The organism is Noviherbaspirillum soli (assembly GCF_015352955.1).
Taxonomy (GTDB): domain Bacteria; phylum Pseudomonadota; class Gammaproteobacteria; order Burkholderiales; family Burkholderiaceae_D; genus Noviherbaspirillum_A; species Noviherbaspirillum_A soli.
Genome location: NZ_JACYOX010000001.1, coordinates 261,019 through 280,994 on the forward strand (window position 1 = coordinate 261,019; position 19,976 = coordinate 280,994).

General features: G+C 65.2%; 18 protein-coding genes. 4 read left to right on the plus strand and 14 right to left on the minus strand.

Annotated features, from left to right (window positions below; genetic code table 11):
* Positions 1–89 precede the first annotated feature (89 nt).
* The 3 genes from ygfZ to IGW04_RS01150 are packed head-to-tail and all read left to right on the plus strand — an operon-like array spanning position 90 to position 2,226.
* Entirely contained in the window at positions 90–1,136 is a 1,047-nt protein-coding gene (gene ygfZ / locus IGW04_RS01140; protein WP_194711175.1) for a CAF17-like 4Fe-4S cluster assembly/insertion protein YgfZ, read from the plus strand.
* A gap of 11 nt (positions 1,137–1,147) precedes the next feature.
* Entirely contained in the window at positions 1,148–1,435 is a 288-nt protein-coding gene (locus IGW04_RS01145; protein ID WP_194711176.1) for a DUF4936 family protein, read from the plus strand.
* Complete coding sequence (locus IGW04_RS01150) at positions 1,426–2,226, plus strand: NRDE family protein (protein WP_194711177.1); 801 nt, start codon at positions 1,426–1,428, stop codon at positions 2,224–2,226. The genes IGW04_RS01145 and IGW04_RS01150 overlap by 10 nt, the downstream gene beginning before the upstream one ends.
* Here the strand turns inward: IGW04_RS01150 and IGW04_RS01155 are convergent.
* From IGW04_RS01155 to IGW04_RS01220, 14 genes are all read right to left on the minus strand, one after another.
* Positions 2,171–2,599, minus strand: a complete 429-nt coding sequence (locus tag IGW04_RS01155) for a GNAT family N-acetyltransferase (protein ID WP_194711178.1) — start codon at positions 2,597–2,599, stop codon at positions 2,171–2,173. The genes IGW04_RS01150 and IGW04_RS01155 overlap by 56 nt on opposite strands.
* On the minus strand, positions 2,596–3,033 hold the full coding sequence (locus IGW04_RS01160; RefSeq protein ID WP_194711179.1) for an acyl-CoA thioesterase: 438 nt from the start codon (positions 3,031–3,033) through the stop codon (positions 2,596–2,598). Before IGW04_RS01160 ends, IGW04_RS01155 begins: the two co-directional genes overlap by 4 nt.
* A 57-nt stretch (positions 3,034–3,090) precedes the next feature.
* Positions 3,091–4,281: a L,D-transpeptidase family protein gene (locus tag IGW04_RS01165; RefSeq protein WP_194711180.1), complete on the minus strand. Its 1,191-nt coding sequence runs from the start codon at positions 4,279–4,281 to the stop codon at positions 3,091–3,093.
* Positions 4,281–5,507, minus strand: a complete 1,227-nt coding sequence (locus IGW04_RS01170; RefSeq protein WP_194711181.1) for a L,D-transpeptidase Cds6 family protein — start codon at positions 5,505–5,507, stop codon at positions 4,281–4,283. Before IGW04_RS01170 ends, IGW04_RS01165 begins: the two co-directional genes overlap by 1 nt.
* Before the next feature lie 128 nt (positions 5,508–5,635).
* Positions 5,636–6,538 (minus strand): alpha/beta fold hydrolase, encoded by a 903-nt coding sequence (locus tag IGW04_RS01175; RefSeq protein ID WP_194711182.1) that lies wholly within the window; start codon positions 6,536–6,538, stop codon positions 5,636–5,638.
* 45 nt (positions 6,539–6,583) lie between these two features.
* Positions 6,584–7,486, minus strand: coding sequence for an SDR family oxidoreductase (locus tag IGW04_RS01180; protein ID WP_194711183.1), 903 nt, complete (start codon positions 7,484–7,486; stop codon positions 6,584–6,586).
* A 71-nt stretch (positions 7,487–7,557) separates the two neighbouring features.
* Positions 7,558–8,484, minus strand: coding sequence for a glutathione S-transferase family protein (locus IGW04_RS01185; RefSeq protein WP_194711184.1), 927 nt, complete (start codon positions 8,482–8,484; stop codon positions 7,558–7,560).
* A gap of 11 nt (positions 8,485–8,495) precedes the next feature.
* Positions 8,496–9,491 (minus strand): NADP-dependent oxidoreductase, encoded by a 996-nt coding sequence (locus tag IGW04_RS01190; protein ID WP_194711185.1) that lies wholly within the window; start codon positions 9,489–9,491, stop codon positions 8,496–8,498.
* Between the two features lie 51 nt (positions 9,492–9,542).
* The gene (locus IGW04_RS01195) at positions 9,543–9,983 is read right to left on the minus strand and encodes a PaaI family thioesterase (protein ID WP_194711186.1); all 441 of its coding nucleotides are present in this window, start codon (positions 9,981–9,983) and stop codon (positions 9,543–9,545) included.
* On the minus strand, positions 9,983–10,768 hold the full coding sequence (locus tag IGW04_RS01200) for an SDR family oxidoreductase (protein WP_194711187.1): 786 nt from the start codon (positions 10,766–10,768) through the stop codon (positions 9,983–9,985). Before IGW04_RS01200 ends, IGW04_RS01195 begins: the two co-directional genes overlap by 1 nt.
* Before the next feature lie 271 nt (positions 10,769–11,039).
* Positions 11,040–11,342, minus strand: coding sequence for a Dabb family protein (locus tag IGW04_RS01205; protein ID WP_194711188.1), 303 nt, complete (start codon positions 11,340–11,342; stop codon positions 11,040–11,042).
* A 71-nt stretch (positions 11,343–11,413) separates the two neighbouring features.
* Positions 11,414–13,228: an acyl-CoA dehydrogenase gene (locus IGW04_RS01210; RefSeq protein ID WP_194711189.1), complete on the minus strand. Its 1,815-nt coding sequence runs from the start codon at positions 13,226–13,228 to the stop codon at positions 11,414–11,416.
* 126 nt (positions 13,229–13,354) lie between these two features.
* Positions 13,355–14,533 (minus strand): acetyl-CoA C-acyltransferase, encoded by a 1,179-nt coding sequence (locus IGW04_RS01215; RefSeq protein WP_194711190.1) that lies wholly within the window; start codon positions 14,531–14,533, stop codon positions 13,355–13,357.
* A gap of 156 nt (positions 14,534–14,689) precedes the next feature.
* Positions 14,690–18,046, minus strand: coding sequence for a DEAD/DEAH box helicase (locus IGW04_RS01220; protein WP_228526731.1), 3,357 nt, complete (start codon positions 18,044–18,046; stop codon positions 14,690–14,692).
* A 231-nt stretch (positions 18,047–18,277) separates the two neighbouring features.
* Between IGW04_RS01220 and IGW04_RS01225 the strand changes: the two genes are divergently transcribed.
* A complete protein-coding gene (locus IGW04_RS01225; protein WP_194711191.1) occupies positions 18,278–19,942 on the plus strand; it encodes an MFS transporter in 1,665 nt (554 codons plus the stop codon).
* Positions 19,943–19,976 lie beyond the last annotated feature (34 nt).

Below are 19,976 nucleotides of genomic sequence, written 5' to 3' on the forward strand. Positions count from 1 at the left end.
CAAATTCGCGCCCGACCGAACGCGTTTTTCTGACGCCACTATAATCGAGCCGTCATGATAATCGGTGAATCCACCAATCAACTAATCCCATGAGCACAAGCACCACTCCCTGGCTGGACTTTCTGGCTACCCAAGGCGCCCGCCTCTCTGCATCGACCGCTCCGGAAGTCGTCGGGTTCCAGGACGAATCCAACGACTCGAATATCGTCGTGCCGCTGACGCATCTCGGCCTGATCGCCGCCACCGGCGAGGAAGCCGCCTCGTTCCTGCATAACCAGCTGACCAACGACGTCCAGTCGCTTGGCGTGTCCGAAGCACGGCTGGCGGGTTACTGCACGCCCAAGGGACGCCTGCTGGCAACGATGCTGATCTGGAAATCCAGCGACGCCATCCTGCTCCAATTGCCGCGCGAGATACAGGCCGCGGTGCAGAAGCGCCTGCAGATGTTCATCCTGCGCGCCAAGGCAAAGCTGGCCGACGTCAGTGACGGCCAGGTGGCGCTCGGGCTGGCCGGCCCGGACGTCGCGGCCGCGCTGGCGCCCTGGTTCCCCGAGTTACCCGCCGCCTATGGCGTGACGCAGCAGGTCGCCGGCACCCTGATTCGCATGCCGGATGCGGCCGGCGCGCCGCGCTTCCAGTGGATCGCATCGGTGGAAACCGCGCAGCGGGCCTGGCCGCAACTGGCGCAGAGCCTGCGTCCCGCTGCCACCGCCGCCTGGCGGGCGCTCGACATCCAGGCCGGCATTCCGCTGGTCGTGCAGGCGACCCAGGAGCAGTTCGTGCCGCAGATGATCAACTTCGAAGTGCTGGGCGGCGTGAATTTCCGCAAGGGCTGCTACCCCGGCCAGGAAATCGTCGCCCGCAGCCAGTACCTGGGCAAGCTCAAGCGCCGCATGCTGCCGGCACAGGTGGCTGCCACCGGCGTGCTGGCCGGCACCGAGGTGTTTGCCAGCAGCGATCCGGATCAGCCCTGCGGCCAGGTCGTCAATGCCGAAACCAGCGGCGACCGCACGCTGTGCCTTGTGGAGCTGAAGACCGCCGTGCTCGAGCAGGGAGACGACATCCGGCTCGGCTCGGCGTCCGGCCCCGTGCTGGAAATCGGCACGCTGCCCTACGAACTGATCGACCCTACCTGAACGGCCTGCGCATGGATTTCTATGTCTATTACAAGGTCGCGCCGGACGCGGCCGTTGCCCTGGCGCCGCGGGTGAAGCTGCTTCAGCAGCAGCTCGCGGCCAGCCACGGCGTCGTCACCGCCCTGAAGCGCCGCCCCGGCGAACAGAATGGCATGCAGACCTGGATGGAAGTTTATACGGGCGCCCCCTCTGATTTTGCCGCTTTGCTCGACCTGGCGGTCCAGCAAAGCGGCATCGCAGCATGTGCCAACGGCGGCCGCCACACTGAAATCTTCATGGACCTGGAAGCATGTGCCTGATTGTATTTGCGTGGCAGGTGATTCCTGGCCTCTCGCTGCTGGCAGCAGCCAACCGCGACGAATTCTACGAGCGTCCTGCATTGCCGGCGCACTGGTGGGCGGATGAACCTGACGTGTATGCCGGCCGCGACCTGCGTGGAAATGGCACTTGGCTGGGCATCACCCGCGGCGGCCGTTTCGCCGCCCTGACCAATGTGCGCGACCCGCAGTCCGTCCGTCCGGACGCGCCCTCGCGCGGCGCGCTGGTGTCCGACTTCCTGCGCGGCAGCGACGGCGCGGCCGATTACGTCGAGACGCTGGCGCCGCACGCCGACCGCTATAACGGCTTCAACCTGCTGGTGTGCGACGGCAGCGAGCTGATCTGGTACACCAACGCGGATACGGAAGACCCGCGCAATGGCTTGCCGCTGCCGCATGGCATCTATGGTTTGTCGAATGGATTTCTCGACACCCCGTGGCCCAAGGTGCTGAGCAGCAAGGCGGAATTCGCCAGCCTCCTGTGCCAGGGCGCGCCTATCGACGCCTACTTCGACATGCTCAGCGATGCCACCCGCCCCAGCGACTGCCGCCTGCCCCATACCGGCGTACCTCTGGAATGGGAGCGGGTGCTGTCCCCGATCTTCATCGAGTCGCCCGGCTATGGCACCCGCTGCTCCACGGTCGTGCAACTGCTGCAGGATGGCAGCGCCCAGTTGACCGAGCGGCTGGCCGAGCCCTGCGGCGCCGAGGCGCCGGTCATCCAGGAGAAAATCTACGGCGCATTGCGATGTGTTCGATCCCCGCGTCCATGAACATGTCGCCTTCCGGCTCGAAACCGTGCCGGGCATAGAAGTCCCGTGCACTGAGCTGGGCATGCAGCACGACGTCGCGGTCGCCGCGGCGGCGTGCCTCATCCATCAGGGCGCATAGCACCAGGCTGCCGGTGCCGGCGCCGCGCGCATCCTGGCGCACCGCCATCCGTCCGATATGGCCGTCCGGCAGCAGGCGGCCGGTGGCGACCGGCACGCCGTCCTGATAAGCCACCGCATGCAGCGACTGCGCATCCATCTCGTCCAGTTCCAGCTCGGCCGGCACCCCCTGCTCCACCACGAACACCTGCTGCCTCAGTGCCGCGGCAGCCTGCCGCTGCTGCTCCCAGGAGCCAATCACGATGCGCAGGCTCATTGCTGCACCGGCGCCAGCCGTTCCAGTTCCGCCAGCCGGGCGCGCCATGCATCCGGCAGCGCCACGCCCTTGCGCACGGTCGTGTCGGCATACACGTAGACCAGTTCGCCGGAAATCAGGAATTCCTCGCCGCGGTAGATTTCAAGCACGTAGCGCATCGAACTGCGGCCGAGGGCGGCGCAGCGCACGCCGATGTCGAGCATGTCATCGAAGCGTGCCGGCGCGTGATATTCGACGGTGGCCTTGCGGGCGAACATCTCCTGGCCATCCTCGGCCTGCTGCATCACGCCGGGCAGGCCGGTGGCGCGCCAGTATTCGGTGAAGGCGACATCGAAATAGGTCAGGTAGTGGCCATTGAAGACAATGGCCTGCATATCGACTTCGGCCCAGCGCACCCGCAACGGGTGGAAGAATGCAAAATCCGCGCGTGCCATGACGCTCCTTTTCAGTTGAATTGACTTGATGACATGAAGGCTGTGGCCCAGGCGCGCTCAGGCCGTCCAGCCGCTTTCCGATACGATTTTCCAGTGCCCGGCTTCGCGGCCCCAGTACTGCCGCTTGCGGATCGACGAGCGCTTGCCGCCCGACACCGCATCCATCGTGAACGTGGCCACGATCAGTTCCTCGCCCGGATAACGGAACAGGCTCAGCTCGCGCAGCGCCAGCGCTGGCTTGTTCATCTGCTGGATGCCTTTCTGCTGGCGCGCCAGCCAGTCGTCCAGCGTGTCGGCCTGCTCGCTGCGGAAGCGGCTGGCATAGTGGCGCCGCAGCTGGTCGAGGTCCTGCAATTGCAGCGCCGAGCGCCAGTTCTCGACCATCGCCTGCGCCTGCACGCGCTCGGCGTCGACCTGCTGGCGCGGCACGAACTCGGCGTCGCGCGCAATCACGACCGGCGTCTTGTTGACCTCGACCCCGGCATAGACCTGGCGCAGGTCGGGATTGGTGAGGACCACGCAGCCGTCGGACGACAGGGGCGGCCGGCTGTAGTTGCGTGACGGCGTGCCGTGCAGCCAGATGCCCGATCCTTCCCGGCCCTGCAATTTGTCCCATTCGTTCGGATAGCTCAAGGGCAGCGCGCCGACGCCATAGAAGTCCGGCAGGCGGTAGCCCGCCAGCCGGCTGGTAATGTAGTACACGCCCAGCGGCGTCTTCTGGTCGCCTTCCCTCTGCTTGTTGATGCCCAGCTTGCCCTGGCTGATATAGAAGTCCTGCAGGAAGCGCAGTTCGCCCTGGCGGTTTTCATAGACGTACAGCCGGGAACGGTGTGCATCCACCACCAGCACCCGCTTCTGGTCGGAACGCAGCTGCAGCACCGCGCGCGGCACCCTGGACGGATCGGGCCGCTCGGTGAGGGCCCTGATGCGCGCCATGGCTTCCTGCCTGAGGTCGGCAAGCGCCTCGGGCGCAGCCCCTTCGACCGCGCCGATCCGGTCGACAGGCCGGGTTTGCATCATCAGCAGGTCGCCGCGCACCAGGTGGCCGAGCTGGAAGTTGGGATAGGCGTTCACCAGCGCATCGGCCTTGGCCAGCGCGTCGCGCAGGTGCCGGTTGCCAAGGTCCTTGTACACCGCGATGAGCATCTGGTCCGGGTCCGTCCGGCCTGCGCCCGCGGCCGGCGCGACCGGCAGCAATGCGCTTGCGGCGGCCAGGCAGCAGCCCAGGAATCGTGTGCGCAATCCCATCAACTGCTCGTGCGTTCCTGTTTGATCAGCCACCTGCCGCGCTGGCGTTCCAGTTCCAGCGTCTTGCGGCTGGTTGCGCTGAGGCGGTCGGACACATAGCTCTGGCGGAAATGCACGATGGCGGTACTGCCTTCGGTGGTCACCTGCGGCTTGTCGATATCGACCTTGATGCGTCCCTTGCCGGCGATGCGCTGCTGGCGCTCTTCCATCCATGCCTTGCGGCTGATGCCACCAGCCGGATCGAAGTCGGAGGCGTAATGGGCCAGATAGGCCTGTACGTCGCGGGCGCTCCAGGCCTTGGCCCAGCTCTGCACCGCGCTCAGCACAGCTTCCCGTTCGGCGGCGGCTTCCTGCGCGGCACGCGCCCTGGTATCGGGTTTTTCGGCCTTGTCGGCCTTGGCCATGCGCACCGGCGGCTCGGCACGCCTGGCATCCGCCCGCGCCGGTTCCGGCCGCGGCGGCACTGCCTCGCGCGGCGCCGCGGCCGCCGGCCTGGACTCGGCCTTGGCCACCGGCGCGGCAGGTTTGGTTTCCACGGGTGCGGTGGCAATGATCGTGACCGCAGGCGGCGCAGCTTTGCCGGGCGCGACCGCTATCGGCGCTGGGGCTGGCGATGCCGGAGGCTGCGGTGCGGCTGCCTGGGTTGCTGCGGCAGCGACTGGCGCTGCCGCCACCACCGGGCTCACTGCCAGCGACGCAGACTGGGCCCCCGGCATGGTCAGGTTTCGCACCAGCGCAAGCTGGGCCGGCGCCGGCTTGCCGGGCTGGATCTGCAGGGCCTTGTCATAGGCCTGGCTGGCCAGGCGTGCATGGACGTCACCCAGATTGTCGAAAACGGTGGCATAGGCCGGATGCGTGCGCAGCGCCTTGTCCAGCGCTGCCCTGGCCTTGTCGTACTGGCCGGCCGCGGCATACAGCACCGCCAGGTTGTTGTAGGGCTCGGGCAGCTTCGGATAGTCCTGGGTCAGCTTGCTGAAGATGGCAATCGCATCCGCCGGCCTGGTCTCGGAGAGCATCACGCCTTTCATGAAGCGCATCTGCGCGTCAGCCGGCTGTTTCGCCAGCAGCGCGTCGATGCGCCTGAGCGCTTCCTCACCCTGGCCGCTGCGGGCAAGCCGCGCAATGTCGGCAGCGTCGTCCGCCTGCGCCGCGCCGACGCCAAGCAGCAGCGCCAGCAAGGGCGGGACGAGAAAGCGGAACCGGGACGGCGGGAAAAACGAACTCATCAGGCGTAGTGTGCGGAAAAAACCGGTATGGTACACCGGCAACGCCGCCGCCGGTCGCGTTCTTGCCTGGCCGGTCGCAGGCATGCCGATTCGACGAGCGGCGAGGCGACGCGGCCGCGCCGCCAGCCTCAGCGCTCGATGAATTCCCGGATCAACTGGTTGATGCGCGCCGGCTGCTCATGGACGACCCAGTGGCTGCCTTCGGGTATGCGGGTCAGGTCCAGGTCCTGCACCACATTCTCCAGCCCGTCGAGCAGGCCCTTGGGCAGCGCCATGTCGCTTTCGCCCCAGATCACCTTGGTCGGCACGCGAATGGTGAAGTCTTCCGGCTTCATCTGCGACTCCAGGCGGGCCGGGCCTGCATTGCCTTCGGTCGGCGGATGCAGCGGCGAGGCGCGGTAGTAATTGACGCCGCCGGTCAGGCCGCGCGCCCAGCACGCGTGGTACTTTGCCCTGGTCTCGCCGGTAAACCAGGGCGCCGGCGACTTGCCCATGCCGGTCAGGAAGCCTTCCATCATGGCGAAATCATTCTGGGCCAGCGCCTTCTCCGAACCATCTGCGCGCAGCCAGTTCATGTAGGCGCTGGCGGCCTGCTGCGCCGGGTCGTTCGCCAGCGCCTTCATGAACAGATAAGGATGCGGCGCGTTGACGATCACCAGCTTTTCCAGCATTGCCGGCAGCGCCAGCGCGAAGCTCCAGGCGATCGCGCCGCCCCAGTCATGCGCCACCATGATGCAGCGGTCGTAGCCGAGCGCGTTGATCAGCAGCTTCAGGTCATCGATGATGAGCCTGGCCTTGTACTGGGCCGGGTCGGACGGCATGTCCGACAGGTTGAAGCCGCGCAGGTCCGGCGCGACGGCGTAATACTGCTGGCCGAACTCGGCCAGCTGCTCGTGCCACTCGTACCAGAACTCCGGAAAGCCGTGCACGAACAGCACCAGCGGACGGCCGGGATCGCCGGCGCTGGCGTAATGCAGGCGGGTGCCGTTGGAGAGGCTGGCGTATTGCTCGGTCTTGATGGCGGCGGACATGGCGGCTCCTGGTGAAGTGAATGGCAGAACGGCAAAGCGCGTGTTTCAGCCCTTGAGCTTCTCGCGCAGCATCTCGCGGATGTGGGGCGCGGCCGCATAGGGATCGCCGGGATTCTTCTGCTGGATGATTTCCTCCATGCGCTGCTGCACATTGCCCAGCGCGCCGGGATGGGAATAAATATAGAAGCGGTCATCGCGGATGGCGTCGAAGGTCCATTCCGCCACCTGCACCGCCGATACCTTGCCCGAGCCGACCGCCTTGTCCGACATGGCCTGGGCGGCGCGCTGGCTGGCCGTTGGCGGCGCGTCCTGCTTCAGGTCGTCCGGACGGTTGCGGTGCGAAGCCGATATGCCGGTCGGCACGAAGTAAGGACACAGCACCGACGCGCCGATCGGCGCGTCCACCAGCTTCAGGTCCTGGTACAGCGACTCCGACAGCGACACCACGGCATGCTTGGAGACGTTGTAGATGCCCATGGTCGGCGCATTGAGCAGGCCGGCCATCGAGGCCGTGTTGACGATGTGTCCCTGGTAGCTCGAATCCCTGCTGGCGCATTCCAGCATCAGCGGCGTGAAGATGCGCACGCCATGGATCACGCCCCACAGGTTCACGCCCAGCACCCATTCCCAGTCGGCCTGCGAGTTTTCCCATACCAGGCCGCCGGCGCCGACGCCGGCATTGTTGAACAGCAGGTGCACCGCGCCGAAGGCACGCATGGCCTCGTCGGCCAGCGCCTGCACTTCCGCGGCATGGCGCACGTCGCAGCGCAGCGCCGTCACCTGGGCGCCCTGCTGGGCCAGTTCGGCGCGGGCGGCTTCGAGCGCGTCCTGCTGCACGTCGGCCAGCACCAGCTTCATGCCCAGCCGTGCGCCGATGTTGGCGAATTCCCGGCCGAAGCCGCTCGCTGCGCCGGTGATGACGGCAACCTTGTTCTCGAATGTATGCATGTTGTCTCCTTTGTCTGTGCGCCTCCGCCGGCGCTCTTGTCAGGCGGCCGCGGAGGCCCGCCTTTTTTTTGCTAGGCCCGCCGCAGCTGATAGCCGATGCGCGGGAAATGCACCACCACGGTTCCGGCCCGCTCGTCCTCGCGCCGCACCGCATACTCGATCTCGCTGGCGGCAACCAGTTCGCCCGCCACCGGGTCCTGCGCATAATCGGTCGGCGTCACCGTCACCGGCGTGCCGAGCGGAATGCCATGGGTATCGACGAAGCTTGTGTCCGGCGCTGCCGGCTCGGCCGTGCGCGCCATCTGCAATGCCTCTTCAGCACTCAACTTTTCAGGCGGCGCCAGCGGGATGGCCTCGATGGCGCTCATCCAGTTCCGCAAGCGCGGGAACTGGTCGAGTATGCCGGCCACCGCCTTGGCATTGCGCACGAACCAGAGGCAATGGTAGACCGAGAAGTCGGCGATGCTGGGCTGTTCGCCCAGCAGCCACGACTGGCCGCCGGCCAGCATGTCATCCAGCCAGCGCAGATACTGCGGCAGCGCCGCCGCGGCATCGGCGGGATGCATGCGCGGCGCATTGCCGCGCATCGCGGCGCGGTCGGCGCTGAAGGCCTGCATCTGCTCCGGCGTCAGGTGGCCGAACAGGCTCTGGACGCCGGCCGGCTGGAACACATAGGGAATCACGGTCCAGAACAGGGTGCTGTCGGCCCACTGTGCCAGCAGCCTGGCCTGCCCTGCCACCGGCGCCGGATACAGGCCGGGCGATGGCGCGATACGGTCCAGCACGGCGCAGATCAGCGCGGTGTCGCAGTAGACGTCGGCGCCGATCTGCATCACCGGCGTGCGGCGGTAGCCGCCGGTCAGCGGCAGCAGATCGGGCTTGGGCATGATCACCGGGATGATCACCGACTTCCACGGCAGCTTCTTCCAGGCCAGCACGCGCCTGACCTTTTCCGCGAACGGCGATGTCGGATAGTGATGCAGGATGATGTCGGTCATGGCGCGCCGTCTCAGGACAGCTTGACCAGTTGCTTGCCGAAGTTCCTGCCCTTGAGCAGGCCAATGAAGGCCTCCGGCGCGGCGGCCAGCCCATCGGCCACCGACTCGCGGAACTTCAGCTTGCCGCCGCCGACGAGTTCGCCCAGTTCCTGCAGCCCCTGCGGCCAGAGCTCGGGATGCTCGGAGACGATGAAGCCGCGCATCGACAGCCGCATCGTCAGGAAGGTGCGCAGGTTGTTCAGCACCATGGGCTCGCCGTCGTAGCCGGCGATCAGGCCGCACAGCGCGATGCGGCCGAAAGGATTCATGCGGGCGACGCAGGCGTCGAAGATCTCGCCGCCGACATTCTCGAAAATGGCATCGATGCCGTCCGGCGTGGCCGCCTTCAGGTCTTGCGCCAGGTTGCCGGCCTTGTAGTCGACGCAGGCATCGAAGCCCAGTTCATTGACCACGTAGGCGCACTTTTCCGGGCCGCCGGCAATGCCGACCGCGCGGCAGCCACGCAGCTTGGCCAGCTGGCCGACCACGCTGCCGACCGCGCCGCTGGCAGCCGACACGACGATGGTCTCGCCCGCCTTGGGCTGCATGATCTGGGTCAGGCCATACCACGCGGTCATGCCCGGCATGCCGACCGAGCCGAGGTAGGCCGACAGCGGCACCGGGCCATCCTTGACCCGGCGCAGGCCGGCGCCGTCGGACACGCCCATCTCGGACCAGCCGAGCATGCCGACAACCTTGTCGCCCACCGCGAATTTCGGGTTCTTCGATTCGACCACTTCGCCGACCGTGCCGCCCACCATCACCGCGCCGATCGCCTGCGGCGCGGCGTAGCTCTTCACGTCCTCCATGCGCATGCGCATGTACGGGTCGAGCGACAGGTAGTGATTGCGGATCAGCACCTGGCCGTCGCTGATGGACGGCACCGGTACCTGCTCCAGCCGGAAGTTGTCGGGGCTGACGTGTCCCTGGGGACGGGATGCGAGGACGATCTGCTGATAGGTGCTCATGAGTACTCCGCCTGATGGATTTGACTGCAAATGAAACTGCGGGAAACCGGTTCAGCCCTTCTCGATGCGGGGGCCGGCGTCGGTGCGCTTCAAAAACTTGAATGTGCCCATGGACTTGGCCACCAGCCGTTCCCCATCCCACAGCTCGCCTTCGCAGAAGCACATGGTGCGGGAACGGTGGAAGGCGTGGCCACGGGCGACGATGCGGCCGCCGGCCTTGCCGCCCGGCTCCATGAAACTGGTCTTCATCTCGATGGTGACGCCGCCGCGGGCTTCCGGGTCGAGCGAGCGGCCGGCCATGGACATCACCACATCCAGCAGCGTCATCACCACGCCGCCATGGGTCACATGCCAGCTGTTCATATGGCGCGGCTGCAGCGTCAGCGCGATCTCGGCGCGGCCATCCCCCATGCCGTGGAACTCGACGCCGAGGTCGTGCAGGAACGGGATTTCAGACGGGAACGGCTGCTGTTTCGGGGTGAACGCCGTCATCAGTGCACCGACGACACGCCGCCGTCGACGGCGAGGATCTGGCCGGTGATGTGCTTGCCGGCGTCGGAGGCGAACAGCAGCGCCGCGCCCTTCAGGTCTTCGTCGTCGCCGATGCGCTGCAGCGGCGCGCGCTTGGCCAGGTTCTCCTCGCCGCGCTGCTCCAGGATGCCCTTGGTCATCCTGGACGGGAAGAAGCCCGGCGCCAGCGCATTGACCGTGATGTTGTGACGGCCCCATTCGCCGGCCAGGGTGCGGGTGAAGTTCACCACAGCGCCCTTGGAGGTGTTGTAGGCGATGGTCTGCATCGAGTCCGGGCCGTTGCCGGACAGGCCGGCGATGGAGGCGACATTGACGATGCGGCCGTACTTGCGCGGAATCATCGACTGCTTGCCCACTTCCCGCGACAGCAGGAAGATGCTGCGGATGTTCAGGTTCATCACCTTGTCCCAGGCTTCGGTCGGATAGTCCTGGGCTGGCGCGCCCCAGGTGGCGCCGGCATTGTTGACCAGGATGTCGATGTGGCCAAGTCGCTTCATGGCCTCGGCCACCAGCGGGCCGACCGCTTCCTCGCGCGACAGGTCGGCGGCAATGGCGCTGGCTTCGATGCCGCGCGACTTCAGGTGCGCCACTGCTTCGTCGAGATCGGATTGCTTGCGCGAGGACAGCACCAGGGTGGCGCCCTGCTCGCCGAGCGCTTCAGCGATCTGCAGGCCGAGGCCGCGCGAGCCGCCGGTGATCAGGGCGGTCTTGCCCTTGAGGTCGAATAACTGTTGGGTGGTTCTCATCTTGTCTCCTTGTGACTCGTCGAGTCGTCTTTGTTTGAATGGCGGGGATGCGTCGCCGCTCCCGGTGTCATGTAGGGCTGGCCGATGGTGCAATGCCCTTCGGGTATTGCACCCTACGCCACCGCAAACGTTTTAGCTGACGTAGGGTGGAATACCCCGAAGGGGCATTCCACCGTGGGACGCTTGCCAAAAACGCTAATTCGAAAAATTTCTTTCATCGACCAATGGTGCAATGCCCTTCGGGTATTGCGCCCTACTGAATGAAAAGGTTTCAGATCTCATAATCCATGCACTGGCGCGCCTCGCGCACTGCGCCGATGAATGGCTTGAGCGCAACGTGCTGCGGATGCTCCTGGTAGGCATCGAGCGCGGCGCGGTCGGCGAATTCCGAGTACAGCACCACGTCATAGCTTGCTTCCAGGCCGGCCTGGGCCAGCGCCACCTCGAACTTCAGGATGCCGGGCACGATGCCGGCGCAGGCGTCGAGCAGTTCCTTCATCTTCAGCGCATTGGCTGCCCTGTCTGCGCCCTCGGCCTGGTCCTTCAGTTTCCACATCACGATGTGCTTCAGCATCGATGCTCCGTATCGTTTCATCTCTTGAATAAACGGCGCGAAAGCCCTGCCTGCCCACGCGCCGTCTGGCCTCAGAACCAGTCGTCCTGCATGTCCAGCGTGGTGGTGTCGACGGTTTCCAGCAGGTCCAGCTGCTGATGCACCTTCGGAAGCTCCCACTTGAAGAAGTAGGCGCAGGCCTGAAGCTTGCCGCGGTAGAAGTCGGCGTCATGGCCTTCCTTGCCCACCGCCACCAGCGCCTGCTCCAGCCAGATCCACGCCAGCACCGTATGACCAAAGGCTTCCAGGTACAGCGAGGCATTGGCCAGGGTCTTGTTCATGTCGCCGGCGGCATACAGCAAACGGGTCACCGCATCGATGCGCTGCAGCGCCGCGCCCAGCGCATGGGCATCGGCCGCCAGTTCCTTCACGGCCAGCGCACGGTCGATTGTTTTCTGCACCGCATTGGCATAGGCCTTGAACGCCGCGCCTTCCTGCATGACCACCTTGCGGCCCAGCAGGTCGAGGCCCTGGATGCCATGGGTGCCTTCATGGATGGGATTGAGCCGGTTGTCGCGGTAGAACTGCTCGACGTTGTATTCACGGGTATAGCCGTAGCCGCCGTGCACCTGGATCGCCAGATTGTTGGCTTCCAGGCACCACTGCGACGGCCAGGACTTGACGATGGGCGTCAGCATGTCCAGCAGCAGCGAGGCCTCGCGCACCGCTTCCGGGCTCTCGTTGGTGCGCTGCTCGTCGACCAGCAGCGAGCAGTACAGCGCCAGCGCCATGCCGCCCTCGACGTAGGCTTTCTGCGCCAGCAGCATGCGCTTGACGTCGGTATGCTCGATGATCCTCAGCTGCGGCTTGGCGGGATCCTTGTTCATCGGATGCCGTCCCTGCGGACGGTTGCGCGCATAGTCCAGCGCATGCAGGTAGCCGGTGTACCCCAGCACCACCGCGCCCAGGCCGACGCCGATGCGGGCCTCGTTCATCATGTGGAACATGTTGGCCAGGCCCTTGTGGACTTCGCCCACCAGGTAGCCGATGGCGCCCGCCTTGCCCTTGGGCCTGAACTTGCCCTCGCCGAAATTGAGCAGGCAGTTGGTGGTGCCGCGATAGCCCATCTTGTGATTCAGGCCGGCCAGCACCACGTCATTGCGCTCGCCCAGGCTGCCGTCCTCGTTGACCAGCTTCTTCGGCACGATGAAAAGGGAAATGCCCTTGACGCCGGGAATGAGCTTGCCGTCCGGGCCAGGCACCTTGGCCAGCACCAGGTGCACGATGTTTTCCGACAGCTCATGCTCGCCGGCCGAGATCCACATCTTGTTGCCGGTCAGCCGGTAGGTGCCGTCTTCCTGCGGCTCGGCGCGGGTCACGATGTCGGACAGGCTGGAGCCGGCCTGCGGCTCGGACAGGCACATGGTGCCGAAAAAGCGGCCTTCGAGCATCGGCTCGACAAAGGTCCTGATCTGTTCGGGCGTGCCGCACTTGAGCAGCGTGTTGGCATTGCCTATGGTCAGGAAGGGGTAGGACGAAGTCCCGACATTGGCTGCCTTGAAGTAGGCAAAGCCGGCTTTCTCGACCACGCACGGCAACTGCATGCCGCCGCGCTCGTAGTCCTGGCCGGCGGCCATCAGGCCCGCCTCGCAAAACACCTTCAGCGCCGCGCCGACTTCCGGAATCATGGTGACCTGCTCGCCGTCGAAATGCGGCTCCTGCTGGTCGCTCTTCTTGTTATGCGGAGCGAACAGGTCGGTGGCGATCTGTTCGCAGGTGTCCATTGCGGCGTTGAAGGTCTCGCGGCTGTGGTCGGCATAGCGCGCACGCGAAGTCAGCGACTCGACGTTGAGCCATTCATACAGCAGGAAGTCGATGTCGCGGCGGGATAGAAGTTTGGATTGCATGCTGGTCTCCGTCGCGCAAGTCCGTGCCTGCGCGATCCTGTTGATGAGATGAGGCAGGCGCCCGCCGCAGCCCAGGCCGCCGGCGGGCGCTGAAGGCAGCCGTGCGCTGCCTCCGCGCTTGCGCGCTTAAACGACTTCGAACAGGCCGGCAGCGCCCTGGCCGCCGCCGATGCACATGGTCACCACCACCAGCTTGGCGCCGCGGCGCTTGCCTTCGATCAGCGCATGGCCGGTCAGGCGCGCGCCCGACACGCCGTAGGGATGGCCAACCGCGATTGCGCCGCCATTGACGTTCAGGCGGTCCATCGGGATGCCCAGCTTGTCGGCGCAGTACAGCACCTGGACGGCGAAGGCTTCGTTGAGTTCCCACAGGTCGATGTCCTCGACCTTCAGGCCGGCCTTCTGCAGCAGCTTGGGGATGGCGAACACCGGGCCGATGCCCATTTCGTCCGGCTCGCAGCCGGCAATGGCAAAGCCGCGGAAGATGCCCAGCGGGGTCAGGCCGCGCTGCTCGGCAAGCTTGCTGTTCATCACGATGGCCACCGAGGCGCCGTCGGAGAACTGGCTGGCGTTGCCTGCGGTCACCACGCCGCCCGGCACCGCGGTGCGGATCTTGGACACGCCTTCCATCGTGGTGTCGCCGCGGATGCCTTCATCGGCATCGATGGTGACTTCACGGGTCATCAGCATGCCGGACGCCTTGTCGGCCACGCCCATGATGGTGGTCATCGGCACGATCTCGTCCTTGAACTTGCCTTCGTTCAGCGCGGCGAATGCGCGCTGCTGGCTGCGCACGCCGTATTCGTCCTGGCGCTCCTTGCTGATGTTGTAGCGCTTGGCGACGTTCTCGGCGGTCTGCAGCATCGGCCAGTAGATTTCCGGCTTGTTCTGCTTGAGCCAGGTCTCGACGATCATGTGCTTGTTGGCTTCCTGCTGCACGCAGGAAATCGACTCCACGCCGCCGGCGGCATAGATGTCGCCTTCGCCCGCGATCACGCGCTGGGCTGCGGTGGCGATGGTCTGCAGGCCGGAGGAGCAGAAACGGTTGATGGTCATGCCGGCGGTGGTGACCGGGCAGCCGCCACGGATGGCGATCTGGCGGGCGATGTTGCTGCCGGTGGCACCTTCCGGAGTGGCGCAGCCGATCAGCACGTCTTCGACTTCACCGGGCTCGATGCCTGCGCGCTGGATGGCATGCGACAGCGCGTGGCCGCCCATGGTTGCGCCGTGGGTCATGTTGAAGGCGCCTTTCCAGGACTTGGCAAGGGCGGTGCGGGCGGTCGAAACGATGACGGCGTCAGTCATGTGGGTCTCCTGGTTGGAATGAAATTCGGTATGCGGCGATTGGCGCCGGGTTGCGAAACAAACTGGAACGACTTTTTCTTGTGCAGCGAGAATAGCATAATTAAGTACGGTCGTTCGCAAAACTTTTGACAGTCTTTCATCCTGTACCGGGCATTCTCATTTTTCTCCGGGCAATTCCGGCAGCGGCGCGAACAGCGCTTCAATGTCCTCGCTGGAAAAGGCGGCACTTCCAGCGGCGCGATCGGACAAGATGCTGTCGGCCAGCGCGGCCTTGCGTTCCTGCAGCGCGACGATCTTTTCCTCGATGCTGCCCGCCACAATCAGCTTGTAGACAAACACCGGCTTGTCCTGCCCCAGGCGATGTGCGCGGTCGGTCGCCTGGTTCTCGGCCGCGGGATTCCACCACGGATCGTAGTGAATGACGGTGTCGGCGGCAGTCAGGTTCAGGCCAACGCCGCCGGCCTTGAGGCTGATCAGGAACAGCGGCACCTCGCCCTGCTGAAATCGCTGCACCGGCAGGCTGCGGTCGCTGGTCTCGCCGGTCAGCATGACATATGGAATTCCAGCGGCGTCGAGCGCCTCGGCAATCAGGTCCAGCATCGCCGTGAACTGGGAGAAAAGCAGTATCCTGCGGCCTTCGTCCAGCAGCGCGGGCAGCATCGTCATCAGCATCTCGAGCTTGGCCGATTGCGCGGACTTGGCGCCACGCAGCTTGACCAGGCGCGGGTCGCAGCAGGCCTGGCGCAGTTTCAGCAATGCATCCAGCACGATGATGTGGCTGCGCGCCAGTCCTTGTCCGGCGATGGCTTCCCTGACCTTCTTCTGCATCGCGGTGCGCACCGTTTCATACAGGTCGCGCTGCGCCGCTTCCAGCTCGACCGTGGTCACGATCTGCGTCTTGGGCGGCAGCTCGGTCGCCACATGGTCCTTTTTCCGGCGCAGCATGAACGGCCGCAGGCGCCGCGCCAGCAGCTCGCGCCGCGTGTTGTCGCCGAATTTCTCGATCGGATTGCGCCAGCGCTTGTTGAAGTCCTGCTGGCTGCCGAGGAATCCCGGCAGCAGGAAATCGAACTGGGCCCATAGTTCGCCCAGATTGTTTTCCAGCGGCGTTCCCGTCAGGCACAGCCGATGGCGGGCATCGAGCTGGCGGATCGCGGCGGCGCCGCGGGACGCGGCATTCTTCACATACTGTGCCTCGTCGAGGATCAGCAGGTGATAGGCATGCGCGGCCAGCGCCTCATGGTCGCGCCAGACCAGCGGATAGGTGGTCAGCACCAGGTCGGATTCGCCGATGCGCTCGAAGCTGTCCTTGCGTTGCGCGCCATGCAGGCCCAGCACCTTAAGGCCAGGCGCAAAGCGGGCGGCTTCGGCCAGCCAGTTGGGCACCAGCGTGGTCGGCATCACGACCAGCGCCGGCCGGTCGAGGCGTCCGGCCTGCTTTTCCGCCAGCACATGGGCCAGCGTCTGCACCGTCTTGCCCAGCCCCATGTCGTCTGCCAGAACGCCGGCTAGCCGGTGCCGGCGCAGGAATTGCATCCAGTCCAGGCCCTGCTGCTGATACGGGCGCAAGGTCGCCTTCAGGCCGCGCGGCGGCTTGATTGTCTGCAGGCCGCCGCCTTCGCGCAGCCGCTGCGCCAACTCGCGCACCGCGCTATCGCCATGGAACTCCCAGCGTCCAGTGGCATTGAGCGCATCCAGGCGTCCGGTATCCAGAGGCCCCATGCGCAGTTCGCCATCCTGCATGGTGTCGAACAGGTCGATCAGGGTGCGCACCACTGGCTTCAGGCGCTCCGCGCGGATGCGCAGCCGTTCACCTTCCGGGGTTTTCAGCTCGATCGCTTCATCGTCGTCAATGCCCTCCAGCAGTCCCTTGCGCCAGCGCGGATCACGCTTGAACAGTTCAAGCAGAAGCGGCTCCAGCCGCACGGTGCGCTCGTTGACGGCAATCCCCAGCTCCAGGCTGAACCAGCCATCCTTGTTCTGGCGCGCGACGCCGTCAATGGCGTCGATGTCGATGACGTTGAAGCGGCTGTCGGGCGACATCGCCACTTGCCAGCCCTTGCCGCGCAGCCCGCGCAGGCCCTCCTGCATGAATTCGTCCCAGCCGTCAGATTCACGCGGCGTGAAGATGCGATGCGGCAAGCCATGATGTTCAGGATGCTGAACCGTGACCTTGCGCAGACCGGCCGCCTTGAGTTGCCTGATCCGCGCGGCTTCCGCTTCCGGCTTGCGCTTGACCTGCACCATCTGCTGTTTGAGGTCGGCAAACAGCGTGGTATCGCTGTAGGCAGGCACGCGGATATCGTCGTAGAGGAAGTCCACCGTGCCGAAGTCCAGCACATGGGCCCGGTAGGTATATTGCCCGTTGTGGTCCATGTAGACCAAGCGCGCATCCAGCGCCAGCACCGGCACCGGCTCCAGGTCGATCGTACGCAGAGACGCGAGCTGTTCCAGCGGCGGCGGCGGCAGGACTGGCACGGTTTCGCTCAGCACCGCCGCCACGAGGGCCGCCTCAACCGGCAGGATCGGCGGCATCGACAGGTAGCCGGCAACGCTGCGCGACGGCACCTCGCGCATGGCGGCCGGCAATTCCACCACTCCCGCCTCCAGCGAGGCCGGGTCCGCGTACCAGGGCGGCTCTACCGTAATGAGCACTTCGGCCGCGGGATCGACATGCAGCGCGGGCCGCAGCAGCCCACCCTTTTCCACCTCCCAGGCAATACGGCTGGCGCGCACGCCAGCCGGCCGCAACGGCCCGCGGTACGTGGCGTCCGCCTGCCCGCTGCCGCTTTGGTCCACGGTATCCAGATACAGGCGTCCGGTGGCCACCAGCCTTTCGAGCAGATCCGCGCCAGCCTCGCCGCGCAGAAGAAACTTGTCGTCGTAGTCGGTCTTGCGCGTCATCCATAGCCCGCGCAGGATGGGCATGTCCTGTTCGGCAACGAACTTCGGCGGCTTCAACAATGCCGGCTGCACATTGTTCCAGGAGTCGGCGTTCCTGCGCAGCGCCATCCTCTCGCTTCGGTGCGTCTTGAACATGCTCACTGCAGGGCATTGCTGATACGGCTCCCACGCCAGCAGATACAGCAGGCAAAGATCGTTTTTCGCTGCCTTGCGCTCGGCGGACGCCTTGCTGGCCTGGCACTGGGCGCGAAAATCTTCCAGCCAGCGCAGCATTTCCGGGCGCGGCTGGTCGGCCGAGGAGGTGGTCCTTTCAAGGTTGGCCAGCAGCGCCGCGGCAACATGCTTGCAGTTCGCTCCCACAGGACAACGGCAACTGCCGTGTGCCTGCAGGCCCATGGGGCTTTCAAGGAACGAGACAGAAAGCATGTACGGCCGGCGCTCCGAGCCCTGGACGTCGGCAAACAGCGTGCCTCTGGCCCAGCCGAGCGTGATCACTGAGTTGATATAGCCGCTGGCCTTGGCGAGCGTGGAGGCGGAAAACCAGCGTTGCACTGCCTGCATGTCGTACGCGACCTCGTCGCCGAATGATGGATGGATATCAGGGCGCATGATGCAAGGATTGGATATGGAACACGGTGGGGGGGCTCGGCGCGGAGTGCGAGAAATTAGCGGAACAGCATTGTAAAACAGCGGCAGGCACGGACGATACATGGAAGCCGCCTGCGTAAGAATCCAGTAAGTTTCAAGCAAGCCTGCCGTAAGGTAAGACTCCTACACTGCGCCTCAGCATCATGAATTCGCGGGCCCGGCCCGTACAACAAACATTTCAACGGAGACATCATGAGCACTGTGCAGACCGCCGCCTCGGGCAGCATGACCAAGGAGGAGCGCAAGGTCATCTTTGCGTCTTCCCTGGGAACGGTATTCGAGTGGTACGACTTCTACCTTTACGGCTCGCTGGCCGCCATCATCGCCAAGCAGTTCTTCGCCGGCACCGACCCCAGCACCGCCTTCATTTTCGCCCTGCTGGCCTTTGCCGCCGGTTTCATCGTCCGCCCGTTCGGCGCGCTGGTGTTCGGTCGCCTCGGCGACATGATCGGCCGCAAGTACACCTTCCTGGTCACCATCCTGATCATGGGCGCGTCCACCTTCATCGTCGGCCTGCTGCCCAACTACAATTCGATCGGCATCGCCGCCCCCATCATCCTCATCATCCTGCGCATCCTGCAGGGCCTGGCGCTGGGCGGCGAATACGGCGGCGCCGCGACCTATGTTGCCGAGCATGCCCCTGAAGGCAAGCGCGGCTTCTTCACTTCGTGGATCCAGACCACCGCGACGCTGGGCCTGTTCCTGTCGCTGATGGTGATCCTGGGCACCCGCACCGCCGTCGGCGAGGAGGCCTTCGCCGCCTGGGGCTGGCGCGTTCCGTTCCTGGTGTCGGTGTTCCTGCTGGCGATTTCGGTCTGGATCCGGCTGTCGATGAATGAGTCGCCGGCTTTTGCCAAGATGAAAGCCGAAGGCAAGACCTCGAAGGCGCCGCTGTCGGAAGCCTTCGGCCAATGGGGCAACCTGAAGATCGTGATCCTGGCCCTGATCGGCCTGACCGCCGGCCAGGCCGTGGTGTGGTACACGGGCCAGTTCTACGCTTTGTTCTTCCTGACGCAGACGCTGAAGGTCGACGGCGCCACGGCCAACCTGTTCATCGCCGCCTCCCTGGTGATCGGCACCCCGTTCTTCGTGATCTTCGGCATCCTGTCCGACAAGATCGGCCGCAAGCCCATCATCCTGGGAGGTTGCCTGATCGCAGCCCTGACCTATTTCCCGATCTTCTCGGCGCTGACCCATTACGCCAACCCGGCGCTGGAAAACGCGATCAAGAATTCGCCCGTTGTGGTCACTGCCGATCCGGCCAAATGCCAGTTCCTGTTCAACCCGACCGGCACCAAGAAGTTCACTTCGTCCTGCGACATCGCCCGTACCCAGTTGTCCAATGCATCGGTGGCCTACACCAATGTGGCCGGCGAACCTGGCTCGGTGGCCACCGTCAAGGTCGGCGACAAGGTGATCAACGGTTACGACGCCACCAGCCTGTCCAAGGAAGAGGCCGCCGCCAAGGATGCCGCCTTCAAGAAGGAGTTGGGCGATGCCGTCAAGGCAGCCGGCTATCCGACCAAGGCCGATCCGGCGCAGATCAACAAGCCGATGGTTCTGGCGCTGCTGACCGTGCTGGTGATCTACGTGACCATGGTCTACGGCCCGATCGCAGCCATGCTGGTGGAAATGTTCCCGACCCGCATCCGCTATACCTCGATGTCGCTGCCCTACCATATCGGCAACGGCTGGTTTGGCGGCCTGCTCCCCACCACCGCCTTCGCGCTGGTGGCCTACAAGGGCGACATCTACTACGGTCTCTGGTACCCGATCATCATCGCCCTGATCACCTTCGTGATCGGCTTGCTGTTCGTGCGTGAGACCAAGGACCGCAACATCTACGCTGACGACTGACGAGAACCCGGCGTTCCTGACGCCTTTCCCGCTC

Excerpts from the sequence above, each read along its gene's own strand:
- ygfZ (WP_194711175.1), top strand. The coding sequence starts at position 90 with ATGAGCACAAGCACCACTCCCTGGCTGGACTTTCTGGCTACCCAAGGC.
- IGW04_RS01145 (WP_194711176.1), top strand. The coding sequence starts at position 1,148 with ATGGATTTCTATGTCTATTACAAGGTCGCGCCGGACGCGGCCGTTGCC.
- IGW04_RS01150 (WP_194711177.1), top strand. The coding sequence starts at position 1,426 with ATGTGCCTGATTGTATTTGCGTGGCAGGTGATTCCTGGCCTCTCGCTG.
- IGW04_RS01155 (WP_194711178.1), bottom strand. The coding sequence starts at position 2,599 with ATGAGCCTGCGCATCGTGATTGGCTCCTGGGAGCAGCAGCGGCAGGCT.
- IGW04_RS01160 (WP_194711179.1), bottom strand. The coding sequence starts at position 3,033 with ATGGCACGCGCGGATTTTGCATTCTTCCACCCGTTGCGGGTGCGCTGG.
- IGW04_RS01165 (WP_194711180.1), bottom strand. The coding sequence starts at position 4,281 with ATGGGATTGCGCACACGATTCCTGGGCTGCTGCCTGGCCGCCGCAAGC.
- IGW04_RS01170 (WP_194711181.1), bottom strand. The coding sequence starts at position 5,507 with ATGAGTTCGTTTTTCCCGCCGTCCCGGTTCCGCTTTCTCGTCCCGCCC.
- IGW04_RS01175 (WP_194711182.1), bottom strand. The coding sequence starts at position 6,538 with ATGTCCGCCGCCATCAAGACCGAGCAATACGCCAGCCTCTCCAACGGC.
- IGW04_RS01180 (WP_194711183.1), bottom strand. The coding sequence starts at position 7,486 with ATGCATACATTCGAGAACAAGGTTGCCGTCATCACCGGCGCAGCGAGC.
- IGW04_RS01185 (WP_194711184.1), bottom strand. The coding sequence starts at position 8,484 with ATGACCGACATCATCCTGCATCACTATCCGACATCGCCGTTCGCGGAA.
- IGW04_RS01190 (WP_194711185.1), bottom strand. The coding sequence starts at position 9,491 with ATGAGCACCTATCAGCAGATCGTCCTCGCATCCCGTCCCCAGGGACAC.
- IGW04_RS01195 (WP_194711186.1), bottom strand. The coding sequence starts at position 9,983 with ATGACGGCGTTCACCCCGAAACAGCAGCCGTTCCCGTCTGAAATCCCG.
- IGW04_RS01200 (WP_194711187.1), bottom strand. The coding sequence starts at position 10,768 with ATGAGAACCACCCAACAGTTATTCGACCTCAAGGGCAAGACCGCCCTG.
- IGW04_RS01205 (WP_194711188.1), bottom strand. The coding sequence starts at position 11,342 with ATGCTGAAGCACATCGTGATGTGGAAACTGAAGGACCAGGCCGAGGGC.
- IGW04_RS01210 (WP_194711189.1), bottom strand. The coding sequence starts at position 13,228 with ATGCAATCCAAACTTCTATCCCGCCGCGACATCGACTTCCTGCTGTAT.
- IGW04_RS01215 (WP_194711190.1), bottom strand. The coding sequence starts at position 14,533 with ATGACTGACGCCGTCATCGTTTCGACCGCCCGCACCGCCCTTGCCAAG.
- IGW04_RS01220 (WP_228526731.1), bottom strand. The coding sequence starts at position 18,046 with ATGCGCCCTGATATCCATCCATCATTCGGCGACGAGGTCGCGTACGAC.
- IGW04_RS01225 (WP_194711191.1), top strand. The coding sequence starts at position 18,278 with ATGAGCACTGTGCAGACCGCCGCCTCGGGCAGCATGACCAAGGAGGAG.